Origin of the sequence: Sphingomonas jaspsi DSM 18422, assembly GCF_000585415.1 — a bacterium.
Taxonomy (GTDB): Bacteria; Pseudomonadota; Alphaproteobacteria; order Sphingomonadales; family Sphingomonadaceae; genus Sphingomicrobium; species Sphingomicrobium jaspsi.
Genome location: NZ_KK073876.1, coordinates 2,069,133 through 2,089,697, shown reverse-complemented (window position 1 = coordinate 2,089,697; position 20,565 = coordinate 2,069,133). Strand labels below are relative to the sequence as shown.

The window sequence follows — 20,565 nt, the reverse complement described above, 5'->3', positions numbered from 1 at the left end:
GCAATTTAAGTGTATTGCTAAGCTAACACAATGGCCCCTTACCGCCGCCGGTCGAAGCTGCTAGGCCGCTCGCCGATGGCCGACACCGCGCGATACGATACCGACAAGCCGGTCGAACAGCAGCCGCTGCTCGGTATGGGGCTGCGGCTGGTGACGGCGCTGCTGCTCGCGCTGATGTTCGCGGGGGTAAAGCTGGCGGCGCAGCGCGGCGTCAACGTCATCGAAAGCCTGTTCTACCGACAGATCGGCACCGCGCTCTGTGCAACCGCCTGGGTGGCCTTCGGACCCGGCTTCGCGTCGCTCAGGACCAGGCGCGTAAAGGCACATGTCAGCCGAATGGCGGTCGGTTTGACAGCGATGGGCATGAATTTCCTGTCCTTCGCATTGTTGCCGCTCGCAGAAGCCACGGCCATCGGATTCTCGGTGCCGATCTTCTCGGTCATTCTCGCCGCGCTGCTGCTTGGCGAGCCGACCGGCAAATGGCGCTGGGGTGCGGTGCTGGTCGGCTTCGTCGGCGTGCTGGTCGTGGTCCAGCCGGGCAGCGGGCACATTCCGTTGATGGGCGGTGCGGTGGCGATGGTTGCGGCCTTGCTGACCGCTGCCGTCACCATCGTCATTCGCCGGTTGGGGGCTACCGAGGCCGCCGCGACGACTGCCTTCTGGTTTGCGGTGTCGAGCCTCGTGCCGCTGGGTCTCGCCATGCCGTTCGCCGGCAGCGCGCATGACGCGACCACCTTCGCGATCCTCGGCGGGATGGCGCTTGTCGGCGGGGTTGCGCAGCTGACGCTGACCGCCGCGCTGCGGTTCGCACCGGTCGCGCTGGTCATGCCGATGGACTATACCTCGCTCGTCTGGGCGACGATCCTGGGGATCGTGCAGTTCGGCCAGCTGCCCTCGCACTGGACCTGGATTGGGGCGCCGATTATCATCGCCTCGGGCCTCGTCATCCTCTGGCGCGAGCACCGGCTTCGTGCCACGATGATGAAATGAAGCGCGCAGTCCTCCTTCTCGCCCTCGCCTCCACCTCCGCCGCCGCCGTCCCGCCGCCGACCTCGGTCGACGAGCGGCTGACCGGCCTCACCCGCTTCGTCGACGAGGCGCGGATGAAGGCGACGGTCGAAAAGCTGGTGAGCTTCGGCACCCGCCACACGCTATCGTCGCAGACCGACCCCAAGCGCGGCATCGGCGCAGCGTGGAATTATGCCGAAGGCGAGTTTAGGACGCTGGGGCTGGAAACCATCCGCACCTGCGACACGGTCACGGGCAAACGCATCCCGACCCCGACCAAGGTTTGCAACATCGTCGCCATCCAGCGCGGGACCGAGCGGCCCAACGACATGGTCATTATCACCGGCCACATCGACAGCCGCGTGAGCGATCCGATGGATTTCACCAGGGACGCCCCGGGCGCCAACGATGACGGCAGCGGCACCGCCGCGACGATCGAGGCGGCTCGCGTGCTGTCGAAGTTCAAATTCGCCGGAACCATCGTCTACGGCGTGCTGAGCGGGGAAGAGCAGGGGCTCCACGGCGGCAAGATCCTCGCGGACTATGCGGCGGCGCAGAGGTGGAACGTCATCGCCAATCTCAACAACGACATCATCGGCAATAGCTGCGGCAGCGACGGTGTGTGCGACGACAAGACCGTCCGGGTTTTTTCCGAAGGGCTGCGCTGGCAGGGCGGGGACCAGATCCGCGCCGACGTCCGCAGCCTTGGCGGCGAGAATGACAGCCCGTCGCGCAACATCTCCCGCTTCCTCGACCGTCTGGCCGAGCGCATCCCCGAGATTGGTCTCGACGTGATGCAGGTGTGGCGCAACGACCGTTTCGGCCGAGGCGGCGACCATACGGAATTCTTGAACGCCGGCTTCCCCGCCGTCCGCCTTTCGGTCGCGGTCGAGAATTACGACCAGCAGCACCAGGACCTGCGCACCGAAAAGGGCGTTGTTTATGGCGACACTGTCGCGGCGATGGACTTCCCCTACCTCCGCAAAGTCACCCGCCTCAACGTCGCGGCGCTGGCCGCCATCGCCAGCGCCCCGCCGCCGCCGGAGCCGACGGTGGAGGGGGGCGTGAGCACGGATACGACGATTAATTGGTCCTCCGCCAACATGGCTGATCACTTTCTTGTTCGCTGGCGTCGCACGGATTCGGCGAATTGGCAGTACGAAAAACCCGTCGATGAAACCTGCCCTATCGCGACCTACCATCCGTCTTCACTCAAAGAACCATGCCGAAAAGCTGTCTTGCTCCACATCCGCGTCGACGACTGGGTGTTCGGCGTCTCCTCGGTCAGCGCCGACGGCTATGAAAGCCCGGTCGCCAGCGCGGTGCCGGGTGGCGCTTACCGGCCGGTCGTGGCAAAGCCCAAGGAGTGAAACGCCCCACCAATCGGCCCAAGCCGGGCCTGCCGACCGCCAAACAGGTCCTCGACTTCATCGCCAGCAGCGACCAGCCCGCGGGCAAGCGCGAGATTGCGCGCGCCTTCGGCCTCAAGGGTAATGAGAAGATCGCGCTCAAGGCGCTGCTCAAAGACATGGCCGACGAAGGGCTGATCGACAGCGCCCCCGGCCGTGCCTTCCACAAGATGGGCGGCGTCCCCAAGGTCACCGTGCTCCGCGTCGTCTCGACCGACGATGGCGAGGTCTGGGCGACGCCGGAAAGCTGGCACGCCGACACGCCGCCACCGCGCCTGCGCGTCCTCGAACGCGGGCGGCGCAGCGCGCTCACCCTCAACGACCGCATCCTCGCCCGCACCGAAGAGCGCGGGAAGGGCCATGTCGCGACGGTGATGAAGAAGCTGGAGCGCAGCGCCGCGATGATCCTCGGCGTGGTGCGGCGGGAAGGGGACAAGCATTACCTCACCCCCGTCGACAAGCGCGAGCGGCGCGAACTGCCGATTTCCGACCTGAAGGGTGCAGAGGTCGGCGACCTCGTCCTCGCCGAACCCTCGGGCCGCCCGCCCAAGGTCAGCGCCCGCGTCGACGCCATTCTTGGCGACCCCTTCGCCCCGCGCAGCTTCAGCCTCATCGCCATCCACAAGCACGGCCTGCGCGACGCTTTCCGCGACGAAGCCATCGCCGAAGCGAAGAAAGTATCGCAGCAACCGCTCGGAACGCGCGAAGACCTGACGCATCTCCCGATCGTCGCCATCGACCCGGAGGACGCGCGCGACCATGACGATGCGATCTGGGCCGCCCCGCGCGAGGACGGCGACGGCTGGGATGCGATCGTCGCCATCGCCGACGTCAGCTTCTACGTCCGCCCCGGCAGCGCGCTCGACAAGGAGGCGCGGGCTCGCGGCAACAGCGTCTATTTCCCCGACCGCGTCGTGCCGATGCTGCCGCACGAGCTTTCGTCCGAGATCTGCTCGTTGAAGCAGGGCGAACCCCGCGCGGCGCTGGCCTGCCATCTTCATGTCGGCAAGGACGGCGCGCTCAAAAGCTGGCGATTCTCGCGCGCCAAGATTTGCGTCGCGGCAAACATTGCATACGAGAATGCGCAGGCCGCCGTCGATGGCGAACCTGGCAGGGTCGAGGGCGAGCTCGTCGAAAAAGCCCTGAAGCCGCTGTGGGAATGCTGGCGCGCCCTGCTGGCTGCGCGCGAAAAGCGCGAACCGCTCGAGCTAGACCTGCCAGAGCGCCGCGTGGTGCTCGACGAAAAGGGCCGCATCCTGTCGGTCGCGCCGCGCGAGCGGCTCGATGCGCACCGGCTGGTCGAGGATTATATGATCGCCGCCAACGTCGCGGCAGCCAAGGCGCTGGAAAAGAAGAAGGCGCCGGTCATGTACCGTGTCCACGAGGGTCCGGGCCGCGAGAAACTGGTGGCGCTGAAGGACTATCTCGCCACCTTCGACGTCGAATTTGCGCTCGGCCAGGTCGTTCGCCCGGCGACCTTCAACCGCATCATCGAACGCATCGGCAAGGATCATGAGGCGCGGCCCGAAATCATGGAGCAGCTGCTGCGCACGCAGATGCAGGCGCGCTATTCGCCCGACACGCTCGGCCACTTCGGGCTGTCGCTGGCGAGCTATGCGCACTTTACTTCGCCTATCCGCCGCTATGCGGACCTGCTCGTCCACCGCTCGCTGGTCAGCGCCTACGGCCTCGGCGACGGCGGCCTGCCACCCGAGGACGCAACCAGCTTCTCGGAGATCGGCGAACTCATTTCCACCCTCGAACGGCGCGCGATGGAGGCGGAGCGGGAGACGATCGACCGCTACGTCGCGGCGTTCCTGGCGGACAAGGTCGGCCAGATCCTGCGCTGCCGGATCACCGGCGTGCAGCCGTTCGGTTTCTTCGCAACGGTCGCGGATTTGGGCGGCGACGGCCTCGTCCCGGCCGCGATCCTCGGCAACGAATATTTTCGCTACGACGAGGCCAGTCAGTCGCTGATCGGCGACGAGACCGGCGAGACTTACCGTATGGGCCAGAAGCTGGAGCTCAAACTGGCCGAAGCTAACCCGGCCTCCGGCGCCCTCCGCTTCGAACTGCCCGAAGGTCGCTACGCCGGCCCGCGCCGCGACCGGACGCGTCGTCCGCCGACCACCCAGCGTCGGGGTCGCCCGGCCAACATCCGCCACCAAGGCAGCAAGAAGCGCTGATCTGATCGACCAACATGCGCCGGGCCTCTGCGGTTCGACGAACGGTATCTGGCGCGGACCAGCGGGATGGACGATCTTCTTCGGCACGGGATGTCGAGGAGGAATTTATGAAATCCATCGCCTTTTCGACCCTTGCCGTCTCGCTGCTGGTTGCGGTGCCCGCCAATGCCTATGCGCAGGACGACAAGGAACAGACGGAGCAGGTCAAGCCGGCCAAGGAAGACCGCAAGATCTGCAAATATCTGCCGCGCACCGGCTCGCGGCTGGAACAGCGGGTCTGCTTCACCAAGAAGCAGTGGGAACAGGTCGAGGAAGCATCGCGCTGATCGCCCGCACATCGTCCGGCGCGCAAAGGGGTTTCGCGCCGGACGGCAACCAAAGCTGCGCTCAGGCATTTGCGCAGTATGGCAAATCACAAGATCGCAATCATCGTCGGCTCGCTGCGCGACGGTTCCATCAATCGCAAGGTCGCGCGTTCGCTCTGCGCGCTTCACGACCGGCTTGACTGCGAAATCGTCGAGATCGGCGACCTGCCGCTCTACAATCCCGACCTCGACGGCGATGACCGTCCCGCGGCATGGTCCAGCTTCCGCGATGCGGTGAAGGGGGCTGACGGGGTGCTGTTCGTGACGCCTGAATATAATCGGTCGATGCCCGGTGCGCTGAAGAACGCCATCGACGTCGGTTCGCGACCCTACGGCGGCAGCGCCTGGGCCAAGAAGCCTGCTGCCATCATCACCGTATCGCCCGGCGCGCTCGGCGGCGCGCTGGCCAACCATGCGCTGCGCCAATGCTGCGTATTTCTCGACATGCCGGTGATGCAGCAGCCCGAAGCCTATCTGGGCCAGGTCGGCGACGACAAGTTCGGCGACGATGGCCTGCTGAAGGACGGCGACCTGAAGAAGCTGGTCCAGACCATCGCCAAGGCCTTTGCCGACTGGTGCGATATCATCATCGGCGGCCAGTCCAAGCTGCTCGGCGACAGCGAACAACAGATGAAGAATGGCGGGTAGGCGACTCGGCAGTTGACGGCTAGGCTGGCCTCCTCACCAATGGGGAGACCTGACCATGGCCCATAAGTTCGTGATCAAGAATTCGTCGAACGGCGAATATATCGCCAGCTTCGAATATAACGGCGAAAAGATCTTCTGGACGGAAACCTACAAGACCAAGGCATCCGCCCAAAATGCGATCGACTCGATCAAGAAGAATGGGCCGATGGCCGAGGTACACGACGCGACCTGAGGCGCTGTCTCACCAATGACGCAGAAGCCCCGGTTTGCGCCGGGGCTTTTCGTTAGAGACGGGGTAAGGTTACGCCTTTCTGGCCCATATATTTGCCGGCGCGGTCCTTGTAGCTGGTTTCGCACCGCTCATTCCCCTGCAGGAACAGGAACTGGCACGCGCCTTCGTTGGCGTAGATCTTGGCGGGCAGCGGCGTGGTGTTGGAAAATTCCAGCGTCACATGGCCTTCCCAGCCGGGCTCCAGCGGGGTCACGTTCACGATGATCCCGCACCGCGCATAGGTCGATTTGCCGAGGCAGATGACCAGCACGTCTTCGGGCACCCGGAAATATTCGACCGTCCGCGCCAGCGCGAAGCTGTTGGGCGGGATGATGCAGACGTCGGTCTGGCGATCGACGAAGCTGTTCGCGGCGAAATCCTTGGGATCGACCACCGCGCTGTCGACATTGGTAAAAATCTTGAACTCGTCCGCGACGCGCGCGTCGTAGCCGTAGGACGACAGGCCATAGCTGATGCAGCCATCACGCCGCTGCGCCTCGACGAACGGTTCGATCATGCCGTGGTTGAGGGCCTGTTCGCGAATCCAGCGGTCGGAAAGAATGCTCATGGGGATGGGCTAGCGGGGCGGGGCTCTGCCTTCAATCGGCCTCACGATTTTCTGTGGATGGATCGACCGTCGACCATCCAAGGGGGCGGCAAATTCGCTCCCAAAACTATCCACAAACGTGCTAGCTTTGTTCGCCCTGTGACACATTTGCGCGGGTGACATCACCCGCCCGCGAAGGAATAGCAGACGGCATGGCCGAAGTCGTTCGAATCAATGAGTCCGGGGCCGCGACCCCGGAACCGCAGAAGCTCCCGCAGAATATCGAAGCGGAGGCGGCGCTGCTGGGCGCGTTGATGATCGACAACCGGCTGGTCGAAGACGTCCAAATCCGGCTCAAGCCGCACCATTTCTTCGAACCGCTGCATGGCCGGATCTACGAATCCATCCTGCGCATGACCGACAAGAATATGGTCGCCAACCCGGTCACGCTGCGCCCGCTGTTCAGCGATGACGAGGCCATGAAGGAAGTGGGTGGGGCGGCTTATTTGGCCCAGCTGACCGGCTCCGGCGCGGCGGTCATCGGCGCGCGCGATTTCGCCCAGCAGATCTACGACCTGGCGCTGCTCCGTGCGCTCGTGGGCGTCGGCCGCGACCTGGTCGAAGGGGCGCTCGACACGTCGGAGGACGTCGCCCCGCTGTCCCAGATCGAAAAAGCCGAGAGCGAACTGTATCGCGTCGCCGAAGAGGGCGGCAACGAGGGCAAGGTCAAAAGCTTCGGCGAGGCCACCCGTCTCGCGCTCGAACAGGCGGAAAAGGCGCTCAATTCCGGCGGCCATCTGTCGGGCGTCACCACCGGCCTCGACGGCGTCAACGCCAAGATCGGCGGCCTGCACAAAAGCGATCTCATCGTCCTTGCCGGCCGTCCGGGCATGGGCAAGACCTCGCTCGCCACCAACATGGCCTTCGCCGCCGCCCAGCGTTACGTCCGCGACATGGAGGACGGGATCGAACCGTCCAAGTCGGCGGGCGCGCCGACCGCCTTCTTCAGCCTGGAAATGTCGGCCGACCAGCTGGCGACGCGTATCCTGGCCGAACAGTCGGGCATCTCCTCCGAAAATTTGCGCATGGGCAAGATCAGCCAGCAGGAATTCCGCCAGCTCGCCCGCGCCTCGGGCGAACTCGCCAACCTGCCGCTCTACATCGACGATACGCCGGGCCTGACCATCGCCAGCTTGCGCGCCCGCGCGCGGCGGCTGAAGCGGCAGAAGGGCATCGGCTTCGTCGTGGTCGACTATCTCCAGCTGCTGCAGGGCACCGGCAAGGGCAGCGCGGGCGACAACCGCGTGCAGGAAATCTCCGAAATCAGCCGCGGCCTCAAGCAGCTGGCGAAAGAACTCGACCTGCCGGTGATGGCGCTGTCGCAGCTCAGCCGTGCCGTCGAACAGCGCGAGGACAAGAGGCCCCAGCTCAGCGACCTTCGTGAATCGGGCTCGATCGAACAGGACGCCGACATGGTGTGGTTCGTGTTCCGCGGCGACTATTATCTCGCCGCGAAGAAGCCGGAAGAGGACCACCCCGACTTCGCCACCTGGCAGGAAGAGATGCAGCGCATCTACGGCCGCGCCGACCTCATCGTCGCCAAGCAGCGGCACGGGGCCACCGGCACCGTCCGCATGCGCTTCGATGCCCGCATCACCAAGTTCAGCGACGCGATCGACAGCGATTATCTGCCGGAGATGCGCGGCTAGGATCGGTTAGCGGCGACGAACGCCCTGCAGCGTGCCTTTCGCGCCGCCGGGCAGCAGCGTAAAGTCGAAATTCGGCCACGCCTTTTTCCAGCGCGACGCGATGATCCGCTCGCCCGGCCGGAAGGCGTCGTCGAGCAGAATCGCACCGCCGACGGGAATGCGGTCGAACAGGACTTCGGCCTGGCCGCGCACATAGGGATGGAGGCTCCACGGCGGTCCGTCGACGATCAATAGGTCGATTTGGTCGGGCAGGTCGTGCAGGTCGTACCAGGGGCCGGGCCATGTCGATGACGTGCGCACCAGCGGCGCATGACGCAAGTCGGACTCGATGCCATTTTCGGCCAGCCATTGGCGTGTCGCCTCGACGAACGGCGCATGCTGGTCGAAGCTGATTAGGGAGCCGCCCCCGTTGCGGGACAGCGCCCGCGCCGTGACTAGGGTCGAAGCGCCGGCACCCAGTTCGACGACACTCTTCGGCTGAAGCGCCTCGACCCAGTCGATGATGCGGTTGAGGAACAGGGAATCAGCCTTCCAGCCGCCGAGATTGGGCAGCGATTCCGCCGGAAGCGCCAGTCGCTCGATCAGCCGCTTGCGATCTGCGGGCGATCCGCCGCTCAGGCTCTTCAGCAGGAAGGGCCATGTTATGGCATAATAAAATGCCCGTTGCGGCAGCTGGCGCCAAGACGCTGGATTGTCCGGCCCGCCAACGACCGGCAATGTTCGCAGTCCGGTCTTGGCCTTCGATGTCACGTCGTTCCCTCCGCCCGGAGCGCCGCAGCGGCGCATGAACCTAGACGACGCGGTTGGCGAGGGGCCTCAGCTGTCGAACAGGTCGAAGCGACCTTTTGTCGGGTCAGCCGTCGCTCGGCACATAGGCCGGACGCAATCCTTCGGTGATGCCGCCGCGTACCGCTTCCGCTTCTACACTGGTCACCGGGTAGGCGCAGTAGTCCGCGGCATAGTAAGCGCTGGGCCGGTGGTTGCCGCTCATGCCGACGCCGCCGAACGGTGCGGAAGAGGGCGCGCCGTTGGTTGGTTTGTTCCAATTGATGACGCCCGCCCGCACATTCGCCCAGAAGCGATCGTATAGCTCGGGCTCCTTGGTCAGGACGCTGGCAGCGAGGCCGAAACGCGTGTTGTTCGCCTCGTCGATCGCGGCGTCGAAACCCTTGACGCGGATAAGCTGCAGCACCGGACCGAAAATCTCGTCGTCCGGGCGATCCTTGACGTCGGTCACATCGATCAGGGCGGGGGTCAGATAGGGCCGTTCCTCATAGGGACGGTCCAGACGGCGGATCGGTTTACCGCCCTTCATCATCAATTCCATATACTGGCTTTGCACATGGTCGGCCGCGCCGGTGTCGATCACCGGGCCCATGAACGGCTGGGGATCGGCGAAGGGGTGATCCACGATGATGCGGTCCATCAATTTCAAGACTTCGCCGACGAGCGCCTCATGCTTGCCGTCCTCAACGATCAACCGCCTCGCGCAGGTGCAGCGCTGGCCCGCCGACAGGAAGGCCGACTGGGTGATAATCGCTGCCGCCGCCTGCAGGTCGGGCGTATTCCAGGCGACCATCGGGTTGTTGCCGCCCAACTCCAGCGCCAGGATCTTGTGCGGCGCTTCGGCGAACTGGCGATGCAGCGACATGCCGCCGCGCGCCGATCCGGTGAACAGCAGTCCGTCGATGCCGTCTTCGGCGGCCAGCGCCTTGCCCTCGTTGGGGCCGCCGACCAGAAGGCGGATGACGCCTTCGGGGACCCCGGCCTCATGGAAACATTTGACCAGATAGGCGCCCGAAGCGGGGGTCTTTTCGCTCGGCTTGAACACGACCGCATTGCCGGCGATCAGGGCAGGGACGATATGACCATTGGGCAGATGGGCCGGGAAATTGTACGGACCGAGCACCGCCAGCACGCCGTGCGGCTTGTGGCGCACTGCGACGCGATTACCCATGGCCGCTTCCAGGCGGCTCATCGGCGTGCGCTCGCCATAGGCCTTGATCGAGATTTCCACCTTGCCGATCACCGACGCGACCTCGGTCTTCGCCTCCCAGAACGGCTTGCCGGTCTCGCGCGAAATCAGGTCGGCGAACTCTTCTTCCCTGGCCTTCACCACATTGGCGAAGCGGCGCATCGTTTCGATTCTATAGGCGACGCTGTGGGCAGCCCACTCCGGCCAGGCTTCGCGCGCAGCGGCAACCTCGGCCGCCGCGTCGCCGACAGGTGCAGACCAAATTTCGGCGCCGGTTGCAGGGTCGAACGATACAAGGTGGTCGGACATGGAGACTCCCGAGCGAGAGCGAGAGCCGCTCCCACTAATCGGGCGGAAAATCAACCCACTGCGTCTGCCGCCATGGCGTGGCCGAAACGGCGAATTGCATCGATCTTGGACTCGAACGGTTGCCAATCGTCGTTGTCGGTGATGGCCGACCAGATAGCCTCCACCTCGTCGATCAGCATGGAACAGGGCTGAGCATCGGTCCAATAGGGGTGGACGATCGGGCGCTCACGTCCCGCCAAGGCCTTGCGCAATGCCAAGAAGGCCTCATCGTCATAAGCCTCGCCAGTCGGGACCCGGCCCCCGCGCCAGTCGAAGAAAAAGCGATCTATTCCGACCCTCCGGCTGCGCAGTACCTTCAGTATGGCGCCTACCAGCAGTCGGTCGTCGGCATTGTCGACACGCGCTACCCCAAGGCGCCACAGCAGGCGATCGATCAGTGCAGCTTCGAAGCGGCTCGGCCAGCCGCCTAGCGTGTCAGCAAGCGCTGGCGCATCGCCGATCATGGCCAGGCACCCCGCCAGCTGCGCGACATCCCAGTGAATCGCTTCCGGCTGGCGCCCGAACGCGTAAAGGCCCCACTCGTCGAAATAGGCGGCGGTGAACGTTTCGTCCCACTCGGCAGCGAACCGCCACGGGCCATAATCAAAGCTCTCGCCCGTAACGTTGATGTTGTCGCTGTTGAGCACGCCGTGGACGAAGCCCGACGCGACATAGCTTGCCGCCAGCGTTGCGGTCCGTTCGCAGACAAGGTCGAGCAGGCGGGCGGCGAGGTCGGCATCAGCAGCAGGGGGCGTTTCGCCGTAAAGCTTGTCGAGCACATAACGCGCGAGGCTCGCGATTCCGGCGGCATTTTCGAAATAGGCCAGGCGCTGGAAAGTGCCGATGCGGATATGACCATGGCTAAGACGGGTGAGGACGGCCGACCGCGTCGGAGACGGCTCGTCGTTGCGCATCAGTTGTTCGCCGGTTTCGAACAGGGCGAAGCTCTTTGACGTGTTGACTCCCAACGCTTCCAGCATTTCGGTGGCCAGCACTTCACGAACCCCGCCCTTCAGGGTCAATCGTCCGTCGCCGCGGCGGCTATAGGGTGTCGTGCCGCTGCCCTTGGTGCCGAGGTCGAGCAAGCGGCCCCGATCGTCGCGAAGCTGGGCGAAAAGGAAGCCGCGGCCATCGCCGATGTCAGGATTGTAGGTCCGGAACTGATGCCCGTGATAACGCAGCGCCAGCGGTCGCGTCAGATTGTCGGCGAGCGGCTCGAACCGCGCGAAATTCCGCTCCCAGTCCATCTCGCCGAGGCCGACGCGGTCGGCCCAGCGCCGGTTCAGGAATCGCGGGATCGCCTTCGGAAATCGCGTCGGGTCGACTTCATCGAAGAACTCTTCGCCCAGACTGAGGATTGCGGGCTCGGCACGATAGGGTTGCGGGGCGTCCATTGTCCCGCGATAGGGGAGGGGAGAGTTCGGGGGAAGCGTAGATGGCCGAATGGACCGACCGTTATTGGACCAGTGCCGAGGGCCTGAAGCTTCACTATCGCGATTATGCGGGGCCGCTGGAAAAGCCGCCCATCCTGTGCATCCCGGGCCTTACCCGCAACGCGCGCGACTTCGAGGGGGTTGCCGACCGCCATGCGGGCGACTGGCGGGTGATCTGCGTCGATCTTCGCGGCCGCGGCAGCAGCGATCATGATCCCGACAGCAGTCGCTATAGCCCGCATCACTATGCCGCCGATCTGCTGAAGCTGCTCGACCAGCTGGGGATCGCCGATGCGGTGTTCGTCGGTACGTCGCTCGGCGGCATCGTCACCATGCTGATGGCCGCGACCGACGGCGACCGGATTGCCAGCGCGCTGCTCAACGACGTCGGACCAGAAATCGACAAGGCGGGCCTCGACCGGATTGCCGCCTACGTCGGCAAGGACGTTCGCTTTGCCGACTGGGACGAAGCGGTGAACGAACTGGCGGCCCGCAACCATGACATTTTCCCCCGCTGGGGTCCGGACGACTGGGCACGCTTCGCCCGGCGCGTTTGTTGTGAGGACGGCGGCAAGGTCCGGTTCGACTACGACATGCGCATCGTCGACAACTTCAATGCCGCCCGCGCGGGCGAGCCGATGAACGCCTGGCCGTTGCTGCAGGGCTTGCGCGGAAAGCCGGTAACGATCCTGCGCGGCGAATTGAGCGACCTTCTGTCCGAAGCGACTGCCGAGCGGATGAAGGAAGAAATCGGCGCAATGGCCGAGCTGGTCACCGTCCCGGCGGTCGGTCACGCGCCGACGCTCGATGAACGGGAATCGGTTGATGCGCTGGAACGGCTGCTCCGCAGGGTCGAGGAACTCGAGCAATAAAAAAGGGCGGCCCGTTCGGACCGCCCTTCTTGTTTGGGAACGTGGACCGCTTAGAAGCGGACGCCCACGCCCACGACGCTCTGCCACAGGTCAACGCCGGCTTCGTAGTTGCCGTAGCGCTGCTCGACCTTGACGAACATGTTCTTGGTCGGGGCGAATTCGACGCCCGCGCCGAGACGGAAGCCGTCGAACTTGTAGCCGTAAGCCTTCAGGTTCGAATAGCCGGCAACGCCGTAAACCAGCGCGTTCGAGCCGACCTTGGCACCGACGCGACCGGTCAGGGCGATCTCGCGGTCGAGATCCTTGCTGTCCTGCAGTTCGACCGTCGCGCCAGCGACTGCGCCGCCGAGGTTGAAGTCGTAGCCGGCTTCGACGCCGTAGGTGAACGATTCGGTGCCGAAAATGTGATCGTCGGCGAAGCCGATGTTCGCGCCGATGCGCGCACCTTCAAAGCTGGTCGACGACGCGTCCTGGGCGAAAGCCGGGGTCGCGATGGCGGTCGCGGCAACGGCCGCGAAAATGATACGGTTCACAAATTACCTCATGACATGAAAAAGCCCGCCAGGACTGGCGGGCCGCGGTCAGATAATCTTTACGTCACGCAACTCAAGGAAAAGTTCCGCCCCTGACGCATTAGGTCTACAATGCGTGGCAATTACGCAACAACACGTTTGATCTTCTCGCTTGCCACATCATCCTTTTCTTCGGGACTGATAGTTGACACGAACCCACCCTTTGAATCTATCAGGAACACGGTGGCGGTATGGTTGATCGAATAGTTTTCGCCCTGACCGACCTTTTCTGAAAAAATTCCGAATTGTTTCTTTACTTTATCGATGCTCGCCGGCGTTCCGGTGAGACCGATAATGGGGGTCGCGAATAGCGCGGAATAGGCGCCGACTTCCGCCGGCCCGTCGCGATCCGGGTCGACCGTCACAAACAGGATGCGCAGCGCGTCGTCGCCTTTGCCCAGTTGTCGGCGCAGCTTCACCAGCCGCGACAGGGTCGTTGGGCACACGTCCGGGCAATGGGTAAATCCGAAAAAGATCGCATATGGCTTTCCTTCAAGGCTGCGGGAATCGAACGGCTTGCCGTCGGAACCGGTCAGGATGAAGGGTCCGCCAATCGACTGCACCGGCATCTGGTTGTCCGCACTGGGTGGAGCAGGCCGGGGCTTCTGCATGGCCAGCCAGATTCCGGCCAGCGCGGCCACGCCGACCAAGGCCCACAAGGCGATCCTGATCCTGGCCAGCATCAGCGCTCACCCGCAGCGACGACCTTGCCTGAAACGGTCTGGTGGCCCGACTTGTCGAACGTCAGGTCGACGAAAAAGCGATCGCCGGGTTGCAGCGGGACTTTCAGTCCCATCATCATGGCGTGGATACCGCCCGGCTTGAGTTCGAGTGTGCCATGCGCCGGAATCACGAGATCGTCGGCCTTGTCCATTGAGCTTACACCGTTTTCGGTGCGGGTTTGATGGATCATGGTCATCGGGGCGACCGATACCTTGATGTCATTCAACCGATCGTTCGCGCCGCCGTCGTTGCGGATGGTCATATAGGCCGCGCCGCTGTCCTGGCCCGGCGCAACAGCGCGGGCCCAAACGTCTTCGACCTTTATGTCGGGCCTCGCTTCCTGCTGCGAGCAGGCGGACAGGATCAAGGCGCTGGCGAGGACGAAGTGTTTCATGCCGCGCGACTTAGCCGCCGTAACGCCCACGTTCAACGTGGCTCATCGCGACGGGTCGGGTCGTTGCGAATTGGACACGCCAATGCGCTTTTCGCTACGACCTTGAAGGGCGCCATTATTAGTCTTGCGTCACGCGTATCGAGTCGTCAGTCTTGCTGCAGTGCGGCATCGCACCTGCAGCGGAACAAGGAGACCTTTGATCGGTACACCGCAGGCACAGGGGCTATACGATCCCTCCCGTGAGCATGACAGTTGCGGGATGGGCTTCGTCGCCCATGTGAAAGGCGAGCGGTCGCACGCGATCATCGGGCAAGGCCTGCAGATCCTGTCGAGCCTGCTGCATCGCGGCGGGGTGGGGGCCGACCCGGACCTCGGCGATGGCGCCGGGTGCCTGATCCAGCTTCCAGACGACCTGTTACGCCATTGGGCGGAGGGGGCTGGAGTCAATCTTCCCCCGCTCGGTGAATATGCGGTGGCGATGTGCTTCCTGCCGCGCGATGCGGAAAGCCGGGCGGTTGCCGAAGAACGGCTCGAGCGGTTCGTGGCCAAAGAAGGGCAGCTCATGCTCGGCTGGCGTGACGTGCCGGTTGACGACAGCATGCTGGGCCCGACCGTACTGCCGTCGGTTCCCGTCATTCGGCAGGCGATCGTCGCGCGTGGTCCCGACACAAAAAGCCAGGATGCGTTCGAGCGCAAATTGCTGGCGGTGCGCAAGCAAACGCTGAACCCGCTCGACGAGCTTTCGCGGACGAAGAACCTTCCCGGTCTCGGCGAATTCTACATTGCCAGCTTTTCCACGCGAACGCTGGTCTATAAGGGGATGCTGCTGCCCCACCAGGTCGGGGAATTCTATCTCGACCTGTGCAACCCCCTGACCACGACCGCGCTGGCGATGGTCCACCAGCGCTTTTCGACCAACACCTTCCCTAGCTGGCGGCTGGCCCATCCGTACCGCTTCATCGCGCACAATGGCGAGATCAACACGGTTCGCGGCAATGTGAACTGGATGAATGCGCGGCGGCGCACGCTCGAATCGTCTCTGCTCGGGGCCGACCTCGACAAGATGTGGCCGATCATCCCGCACGGTCAGTCGGACACTGCCTGCCTCGACAACGCGCTCGAGCTGCTGGTCGCGGGCGGCTATTCGCTGCCGCATGCGATGATGCTGCTGATCCCAGAGGCGTGGGCCGGCAACCCGATCATGAATGCGCAAAGGCGCGCCTTCTACGAATATCATGCTGCGCTGATGGAGCCTTGGGACGGTCCGGCGGCGATCGCCTTCACCGACGGCCGCCAGATCGGCGCGACTCTCGATCGCAACGGGCTGCGGCCGGCGCGTTTCGTGGTGACCGACGACGACCTCGTCGTGATGGCGTCCGAATCCGGCGTGCTGCCGATCCCGGAAGAGAAGATCGTCCGCAAGTGGCGGTTGCAGCCTGGCAAGATGCTGTTGATCGATTTCGAAAAGCAGCGCATCGTCGAGGACGAAGAGGTCAAGGCCGAACTGGCCGAAGCCGAACCCTATGGCGAATGGCTACGCGAGACGCAGTTCAACTTGAAAGACCTGCCGGCCGGATCGAATCCCATTCGGCGACCGCCCGACGATGACGTGTTCCGCCGGACGCAGTTGAGCTTCGGCTACACCGACGAAGACCTGAAACTGTTCCTGGCGCCGATGGCGTCGCAGTCCGACGATCCGGTGGGATCAATGGGGACTGACACCCCGCTGGCGGTGCTGTCGGCACGGCCCCGGCTGCTCTACGATTATTTCAAGCAGAATTTCGCGCAGGTGACCAACCCGCCGATCGACCCGATCCGCGAACATCTGGTGATGAGCCTGGTGTCGATGATCGGACCGCGTCCCAACCTGCTGGGCCGCAACGCGGGCAATCACAAGCGGCTCGAGGTGACGCAGCCGATCCTCACCAACGAGGATCTGGAGAAGATCCGCTCGATCCACGACACGCTCGACGGCGCGTTCCGGACTGCGACGCTCGACGCGACCTGGCCTAGCGGCGGCGACTCACAATCGATGGAGGCCGCGCTCCAGCGCCTGTGCTGGGAAGCGACCGAGGCGGTGCTGGCGGACGTCAATGTGCTGATCCTGTCCGATCGGCGCGAAGGGCCAGGGCGTATTCCCGTACCGGCGGCGCTGGCCGTGGGGGCGGTGCACCACCACCTGATCCGCCAAGGCCTGAGGATGCAGACCGGGCTGGTCGTGGAAACCGGCGAAGCGCGCGAAGTGCATCATTTCTGCGTGCTGGCGGGTTATGGTGCCGAGGCGATCAACCCGTGGCTGGCGTTCGACGTGATCGACGACCTGTGCGCCAAGGGCAAGGTCCGGCAGGATCCGGAAAAGGCGCAGGCGAACTACATCAAGGCCATCGGCAAGGGCATGCTGAAGGTCATGTCGAAGATGGGCATTTCGACCTTCCAATCCTATTGCGGCGCGCAGATTTTCGATGCGGTGGGCCTTCATTCGAAGTTCGTCGACCGATACTTCACCGGTACGACGAGCAACATCGAAGGTTGCGGCCTTGCCGAAATCGCCGAGGAAAGCGCTGCGCGTCATCGCGCCGCGCACGCGGCGAACCTGCGCCGCCTCGACGTCGGCGGCCTGTACGCCTTCCGGTCGGGCGGGGAAGACCATGCATGGACCCCGGCCACAATCTCCAACCTGCAGCACGCGGTTCGTGCCCACCTTCCCGAAAAATATCGCGCATTCGCCGACGAGATGAATGCCCAGAGCCGTCGCTTGCTGACCCTGCGCGGCATGCTGGAGTTCGTGCCCGCCGGACCGCCCGTGCAGTTGGAGGAAGTCGAGCCGGCTTCCGCCATCGTCCGGCGGTTCGCGACCGGCGCGATGAGCTTCGGGTCGATCAGCCGCGAAGCGCACACCACGCTCGCGAAAGCGATGAACCGCATCGGTGGAAAGTCGAACACCGGCGAGGGCGGCGAGGACCCCGACCGGTTCGTGACCGACGAACGATCGAGCATCAAGCAGGTCGCCTCTGGCCGGTTCGGCGTGACGGCCGAATATCTGGTCAATGCCGACGATGTTCAGATCAAGATCGCGCAGGGCGCCAAGCCGGGAGAGGGCGGTCAGCTGCCGGGCCACAAGGTCGACCGCTATATCGCCGCGGTGCGCCACTCGACCCCGGGAGTCGGCCTTATTTCCCCGCCGCCGCACCATGACATCTATTCGATTGAAGACCTTGCTCAGCTGATTTTTGACGTTCGAAGCGTCAATCCGGGCGCTCGCGTGTCGGTCAAGCTCGTGGCCGAAGCAGGCGTCGGCACGGTGGCAGCGGGCGTCGTTAAGTGCCTGGCCGATCATCTCACCATTTCCGGTTATGAGGGCGGCACCGGCGCTTCGCCGTTGACGTCGCTGACTCACGCGGGTTCGCCGTGGGAAGTCGGCCTTGCCGAAACCCAGCAGACCTTGATGCTGAACGGCCTGCGCGACCGGGTGGTGGTGCAGGCGGACGGCGGTCTACGGACCGGGCACGACGTGGCGGTGGCCGCCATGCTGGGCGCCGACGAATTCGGCTTCGCGACGGCGCCGCTGATTGCGGCGGGCTGCATCATGATGCGCAAATGCCATCTCAACACCTGCCCGGTCGGCATCGCGACACAGGATCCGCGCCTGCGCGAAAAATTCGTCGGCACGCCCGAACATGTGATCAACTATTTCTTCTTCGTTGCCGAGGAGCTGCGCGAGATCATGGCGGGGCTGGGCCTGCGCACGGTGGACGAAATGGTCGGCCGGGCCGACCTGCTCAAACCCCGCATTGTCGATCGCGGGAAGGCGGGAGCGACCGACCTGTCGCGGCTGCTGCGGGTCGTCGATCCTTCGGCGCCGCGGCGCTTCGTGCGCTCGCTCCGCGAACCGAACGAACAGCGGCTCGACGACCGGATCGTGGCCGCTTTGGACGGCGCGTTGCCGGTGCTGATCGAAGACCGCGTCGGCAATGCAGACCGGTCGGTCGGCGCCTATGCCTCGGGCGAAGTGGCGCGGCGGTTCGGCGGGGCCGGCCTGACGGACGGGTCGGTGACGATGCGCCTGACGGGGTCGGCGGGGCAGAGCTTCGGCGCCTTCCTGGCGCGCGGCCTGACGCTCGATCTGGTCGGAGACGGCAACGATTATGTCGGCAAGGGGCTGAGCGGTGGCCGGTTGATCGTCCGCCAGCCCGATTGGGTGACGCGCGACGCGGCCGACAATATCGTCGTCGGCAATACCTGCCTTTATGGCGCCACGGACGGCGAAGCCTATTTCGCCGGGGTCGCGGGGGAACGGTTCGCGGTGCGCAATTCCGGGGCAACCGCTGTCGTCGAAGGGACCGGCGACCACGGCTGCGAATATATGACGGGCGGTATGGTCGTGGTGCTGGGCGACGTCGGCCGCAATTTCGCGGCCGGGATGTCCGGCGGGATCGCCCTTGTCTGGGACCCCGGCCGAACGCTCGATTCGCTCGCCAATCTGGAAGGCGTCGCATTGGAGGCAGTCGACGATTTAGGGCTGCTGAAATCGCTGATCGAGCGGCATGCCGAGCTGACCGGCAGCGCCCGCGCGGCCGCGATCCTCGACGACTGGCCGTCGGCATCGGGGCAATTCGTTCAGGTCATGCCCCACGAATATCGCCGCGTCCTCGACAGCGGCATGCTGGCGGCGGAATAGCGGCGATGGTCAATCCCACGGGCTTCCTCGACATCGAACGGCGCGAGCGGTCCTACCGGCCGGTCGCGGAACGCGTCCGCGGCTGGGACGAGTTCGTCGAGCCGCTGCCGCCTGAAACCGTGTCGCGGCAGGCCGAGCGCTGCATGGATTGCGGCATACCATTCTGTCATTCGGCCTGTCCGCTCAACAACCTCATTCCCGCATGGAACGAGATGGTCTCGGAAGCGGACTGGCGCGCGGCGAACGAGCAATTGCACGCAACCAACAATTTTCCCGAATTCACCGGCCGGGTTTGTCCGGCACCATGCGAAGCAGCCTGTACGCTGAATCTCGACGACCAGCCGGTGACCATCAAGACGATCGAATGCGAAATCGTGGACCGCGCCTTCCGCGAGGGCTGGGTTGAGCCGCGGCTGGCCGCCAGGGGTACGGGCAGGCGTGTCGCCATCGTCGGGTCTGGTCCCGCCGGCCTTGCATGTGCGCAGCAGCTGGCGCGCAAGGGGCATAACCCGACGGTATTCGAAAAGGCCGACCGCGTAGGCGGCTTGCTGAGGTACGGCATTCCCGACTTCAAGCTCGACAAGAAGCTGATAGACCGTCGCGTAAAGCAGATGGAGCGCGAAGGCGTGCTGTTCCGTACCAACGTCGGGGTGGGTACGGACCTGCCGCTGGAACGGCTGCTCGACGATTACGAAATGGTGGTGATCGCGGTCGGCGCCGAACAGCCGCGCGATCTGGCCATTCCGGGCCGCGACTTGCCGGGCGTCCATTTCGCGATGGATTATCTGACCCAGCAAAATCGCCGTGTGGCCGGTCTTGCCGACGACGATGCCGGACAAGGTGAAATCCACGCGCGCGGCAAGCATGTCGTCGTGATCGGCGGCGGCGATACCGGGTCGGACTGCGTCGGCACCGCCAATCGGCAAGGCGCAGCGTCGGTAACGCAGCTTGAAATCATGCCGCAACCGCCGGAGCGCGAAGACAAGGCGCTGACCTGGCCGAACTGGCCCCTACGGCTGCGCACCTCGAGTAGCCAAGAGGAGGGCTGCAACCGCGATTTCGCTGTCATGACCGCCTCCTTCGAAGGACAGGGCAAAGTCGAGCGTCTGCGTTGTACCCGCCTTGACTGGAAGGCGGGACGGCCTGAACCGGTCGCCGGTTCCGAATTCGACATTCCCGCCGATCTCGTCCTGCTTGCGATGGGCTTCACCGGAACGACCTTCCCGAAACAGGCGGCGTCGCTCGAGTTTGCGGAAGGGGCACAGCCGGCCGGGTCGATCGTCTATTCGACCAACCATCCGCGGGTGTTCGCATGCGGCGACGCGCGGCGCGGCCAGTCGCTGGTCGTATGGGCGATCCGCGAAGGGCGCGACTGTGCAGCGGCTGTCCACCAGGCCCTGCTCGACGTCTGATTTTCAGAAAAGGAG

Annotated in this window: 17 protein-coding genes; 10 read left to right on the top strand and 7 right to left on the bottom strand. The window is 64.5% G+C overall.

The genetic code is table 11. The features are described from left to right. Nucleotides 1-30 precede the first annotated feature (30 nt). From G570_RS10620 to G570_RS13485, 6 genes are all read left to right on the top strand, one after another. The gene (locus G570_RS10620) at nucleotides 31-990 is read left to right on the top strand and encodes a DMT family transporter (protein WP_342665235.1); all 960 of its coding nucleotides are present in this window, start codon (nucleotides 31-33) and stop codon (nucleotides 988-990) included. Beyond that, the gene (locus G570_RS10615; protein WP_037502127.1) at nucleotides 987-2,378 is read left to right on the top strand and encodes a M28 family peptidase; all 1,392 of its coding nucleotides are present in this window, start codon (nucleotides 987-989) and stop codon (nucleotides 2,376-2,378) included. The genes G570_RS10620 and G570_RS10615 overlap by 4 nt, the downstream gene beginning before the upstream one ends. Next, nucleotides 2,375-4,603 carry a ribonuclease R gene (rnr, locus tag G570_RS10610; RefSeq protein WP_037502125.1) on the top strand — a complete coding sequence of 743 codons (2,229 nt, stop codon included), beginning with the start codon at nucleotides 2,375-2,377 and terminating at the stop codon, nucleotides 4,601-4,603. The genes G570_RS10615 and rnr overlap by 4 nt, the downstream gene beginning before the upstream one ends. A gap of 107 nt (nucleotides 4,604-4,710) precedes the next feature. After that, nucleotides 4,711-4,929 carry a hypothetical protein gene (locus G570_RS10605; protein ID WP_037502122.1) on the top strand — a complete coding sequence of 73 codons (219 nt, stop codon included), beginning with the start codon at nucleotides 4,711-4,713 and terminating at the stop codon, nucleotides 4,927-4,929. A 78-nt stretch (nucleotides 4,930-5,007) separates the two neighbouring features. Continuing rightward, nucleotides 5,008-5,616, top strand: a complete 609-nt coding sequence (locus G570_RS10600) for an NADPH-dependent FMN reductase (RefSeq protein WP_051504300.1) — start codon at nucleotides 5,008-5,010, stop codon at nucleotides 5,614-5,616. Nucleotides 5,617-5,671: 55 nt separating this feature from the next. Next, nucleotides 5,672-5,848 carry a YegP family protein gene (locus tag G570_RS13485; RefSeq protein ID WP_084607671.1) on the top strand — a complete coding sequence of 59 codons (177 nt, stop codon included), beginning with the start codon at nucleotides 5,672-5,674 and terminating at the stop codon, nucleotides 5,846-5,848. Between the two features lie 52 nt (nucleotides 5,849-5,900). Here the strand turns inward: G570_RS13485 and dcd are convergent, their stop codons facing one another. After that, nucleotides 5,901-6,455, bottom strand: a complete 555-nt coding sequence (gene dcd / locus G570_RS10595) for a dCTP deaminase (protein ID WP_037502120.1) — start codon at nucleotides 6,453-6,455, stop codon at nucleotides 5,901-5,903. 191 nt (nucleotides 6,456-6,646) lie between these two features. On the opposite strand from dcd, the gene G570_RS10590 reads away from it, so the two are divergent. After that, the gene (locus G570_RS10590; protein WP_037502118.1) at nucleotides 6,647-8,143 is read left to right on the top strand and encodes a replicative DNA helicase; all 1,497 of its coding nucleotides are present in this window, start codon (nucleotides 6,647-6,649) and stop codon (nucleotides 8,141-8,143) included. Nucleotides 8,144-8,149: 6 nt separating this feature from the next. Here G570_RS10590 and G570_RS10585 read toward each other — a convergent pair whose 3' ends face one another. The 3 genes from G570_RS10585 to G570_RS10575 form a co-directional block, all read right to left on the bottom strand. Further along, a complete protein-coding gene (locus tag G570_RS10585) occupies nucleotides 8,150-8,893 on the bottom strand; it encodes a class I SAM-dependent methyltransferase (RefSeq protein ID WP_051504297.1) in 744 nt (247 codons plus the stop codon). Nucleotides 8,894-8,996: 103 nt separating this feature from the next. Further along, nucleotides 8,997-10,427 (bottom strand): succinylglutamate-semialdehyde dehydrogenase, encoded by a 1,431-nt coding sequence (astD, locus tag G570_RS10580; protein WP_037502115.1) that lies wholly within the window; start codon nucleotides 10,425-10,427, stop codon nucleotides 8,997-8,999. A 50-nt stretch (nucleotides 10,428-10,477) separates the two neighbouring features. Continuing rightward, complete coding sequence (locus G570_RS10575; RefSeq protein WP_037502113.1) at nucleotides 10,478-11,860, bottom strand: protein adenylyltransferase SelO family protein; 1,383 nt, start codon at nucleotides 11,858-11,860, stop codon at nucleotides 10,478-10,480. Nucleotides 11,861-11,901: 41 nt separating this feature from the next. Between G570_RS10575 and G570_RS10570 the strand changes: the two genes are divergently transcribed. After that, nucleotides 11,902-12,771 carry an alpha/beta fold hydrolase gene (locus tag G570_RS10570; protein ID WP_037502110.1) on the top strand — a complete coding sequence of 290 codons (870 nt, stop codon included), beginning with the start codon at nucleotides 11,902-11,904 and terminating at the stop codon, nucleotides 12,769-12,771. A gap of 50 nt (nucleotides 12,772-12,821) precedes the next feature. Here G570_RS10570 and G570_RS10565 read toward each other — a convergent pair whose 3' ends face one another. From G570_RS10565 to G570_RS10555, 3 genes are all read right to left on the bottom strand, one after another. After that, nucleotides 12,822-13,304, bottom strand: a complete 483-nt coding sequence (locus tag G570_RS10565) for an outer membrane protein (RefSeq protein WP_037502108.1) — start codon at nucleotides 13,302-13,304, stop codon at nucleotides 12,822-12,824. Nucleotides 13,305-13,426: 122 nt separating this feature from the next. Next, nucleotides 13,427-14,026, bottom strand: a complete 600-nt coding sequence (locus G570_RS10560; RefSeq protein WP_037502106.1) for an SCO family protein — start codon at nucleotides 14,024-14,026, stop codon at nucleotides 13,427-13,429. Then, nucleotides 14,026-14,460: a copper chaperone PCu(A)C gene (locus G570_RS10555; RefSeq protein ID WP_051504296.1), complete on the bottom strand. Its 435-nt coding sequence runs from the start codon at nucleotides 14,458-14,460 to the stop codon at nucleotides 14,026-14,028. The genes G570_RS10560 and G570_RS10555 overlap by 1 nt, the downstream gene beginning before the upstream one ends. Nucleotides 14,461-14,656: 196 nt before the next feature. Between G570_RS10555 and gltB the strand changes: the two genes are divergently transcribed. Both gltB and G570_RS10545 read left to right on the top strand, forming a co-directional pair. Beyond that, a complete protein-coding gene (gltB, locus tag G570_RS10550; protein WP_483852537.1) occupies nucleotides 14,657-19,138 on the top strand; it encodes a glutamate synthase large subunit in 4,482 nt (1,493 codons plus the stop codon). 5 nt (nucleotides 19,139-19,143) lie between these two features. Continuing rightward, entirely contained in the window at nucleotides 19,144-20,550 is a 1,407-nt protein-coding gene (locus G570_RS10545) for a glutamate synthase subunit beta (protein ID WP_037502103.1), read from the top strand. Nucleotides 20,551-20,565 lie beyond the last annotated feature (15 nt).

Bases quoted from the DNA above. Each gene is read 5' to 3' on its own strand.
- G570_RS10570 (WP_037502110.1), top strand. From the start codon at position 11,902: ATGGCCGAATGGACCGACCGTTATTGGACCAGTGCCGAGGGCCTGAAG.
- G570_RS10605 (WP_037502122.1), top strand. From the start codon at position 4,711: ATGAAATCCATCGCCTTTTCGACCCTTGCCGTCTCGCTGCTGGTTGCG.
- G570_RS10620 (WP_342665235.1), top strand. From the start codon at position 31: ATGGCCCCTTACCGCCGCCGGTCGAAGCTGCTAGGCCGCTCGCCGATG.
- G570_RS10555 (WP_051504296.1), bottom strand. From the start codon at position 14,460: ATGAAACACTTCGTCCTCGCCAGCGCCTTGATCCTGTCCGCCTGCTCG.
- G570_RS10615 (WP_037502127.1), top strand. From the start codon at position 987: ATGAAGCGCGCAGTCCTCCTTCTCGCCCTCGCCTCCACCTCCGCCGCC.
- G570_RS10560 (WP_037502106.1), bottom strand. From the start codon at position 14,026: ATGCTGGCCAGGATCAGGATCGCCTTGTGGGCCTTGGTCGGCGTGGCC.
- astD (WP_037502115.1), bottom strand. From the start codon at position 10,427: ATGTCCGACCACCTTGTATCGTTCGACCCTGCAACCGGCGCCGAAATT.
- G570_RS10600 (WP_051504300.1), top strand. From the start codon at position 5,008: ATGGCAAATCACAAGATCGCAATCATCGTCGGCTCGCTGCGCGACGGT.
- dcd (WP_037502120.1), bottom strand. From the start codon at position 6,455: ATGAGCATTCTTTCCGACCGCTGGATTCGCGAACAGGCCCTCAACCAC.
- G570_RS10575 (WP_037502113.1), bottom strand. From the start codon at position 11,860: ATGGACGCCCCGCAACCCTATCGTGCCGAGCCCGCAATCCTCAGTCTG.
- G570_RS10545 (WP_037502103.1), top strand. From the start codon at position 19,144: ATGGTCAATCCCACGGGCTTCCTCGACATCGAACGGCGCGAGCGGTCC.
- G570_RS10590 (WP_037502118.1), top strand. From the start codon at position 6,647: ATGGCCGAAGTCGTTCGAATCAATGAGTCCGGGGCCGCGACCCCGGAA.
- G570_RS13485 (WP_084607671.1), top strand. From the start codon at position 5,672: ATGGCCCATAAGTTCGTGATCAAGAATTCGTCGAACGGCGAATATATC.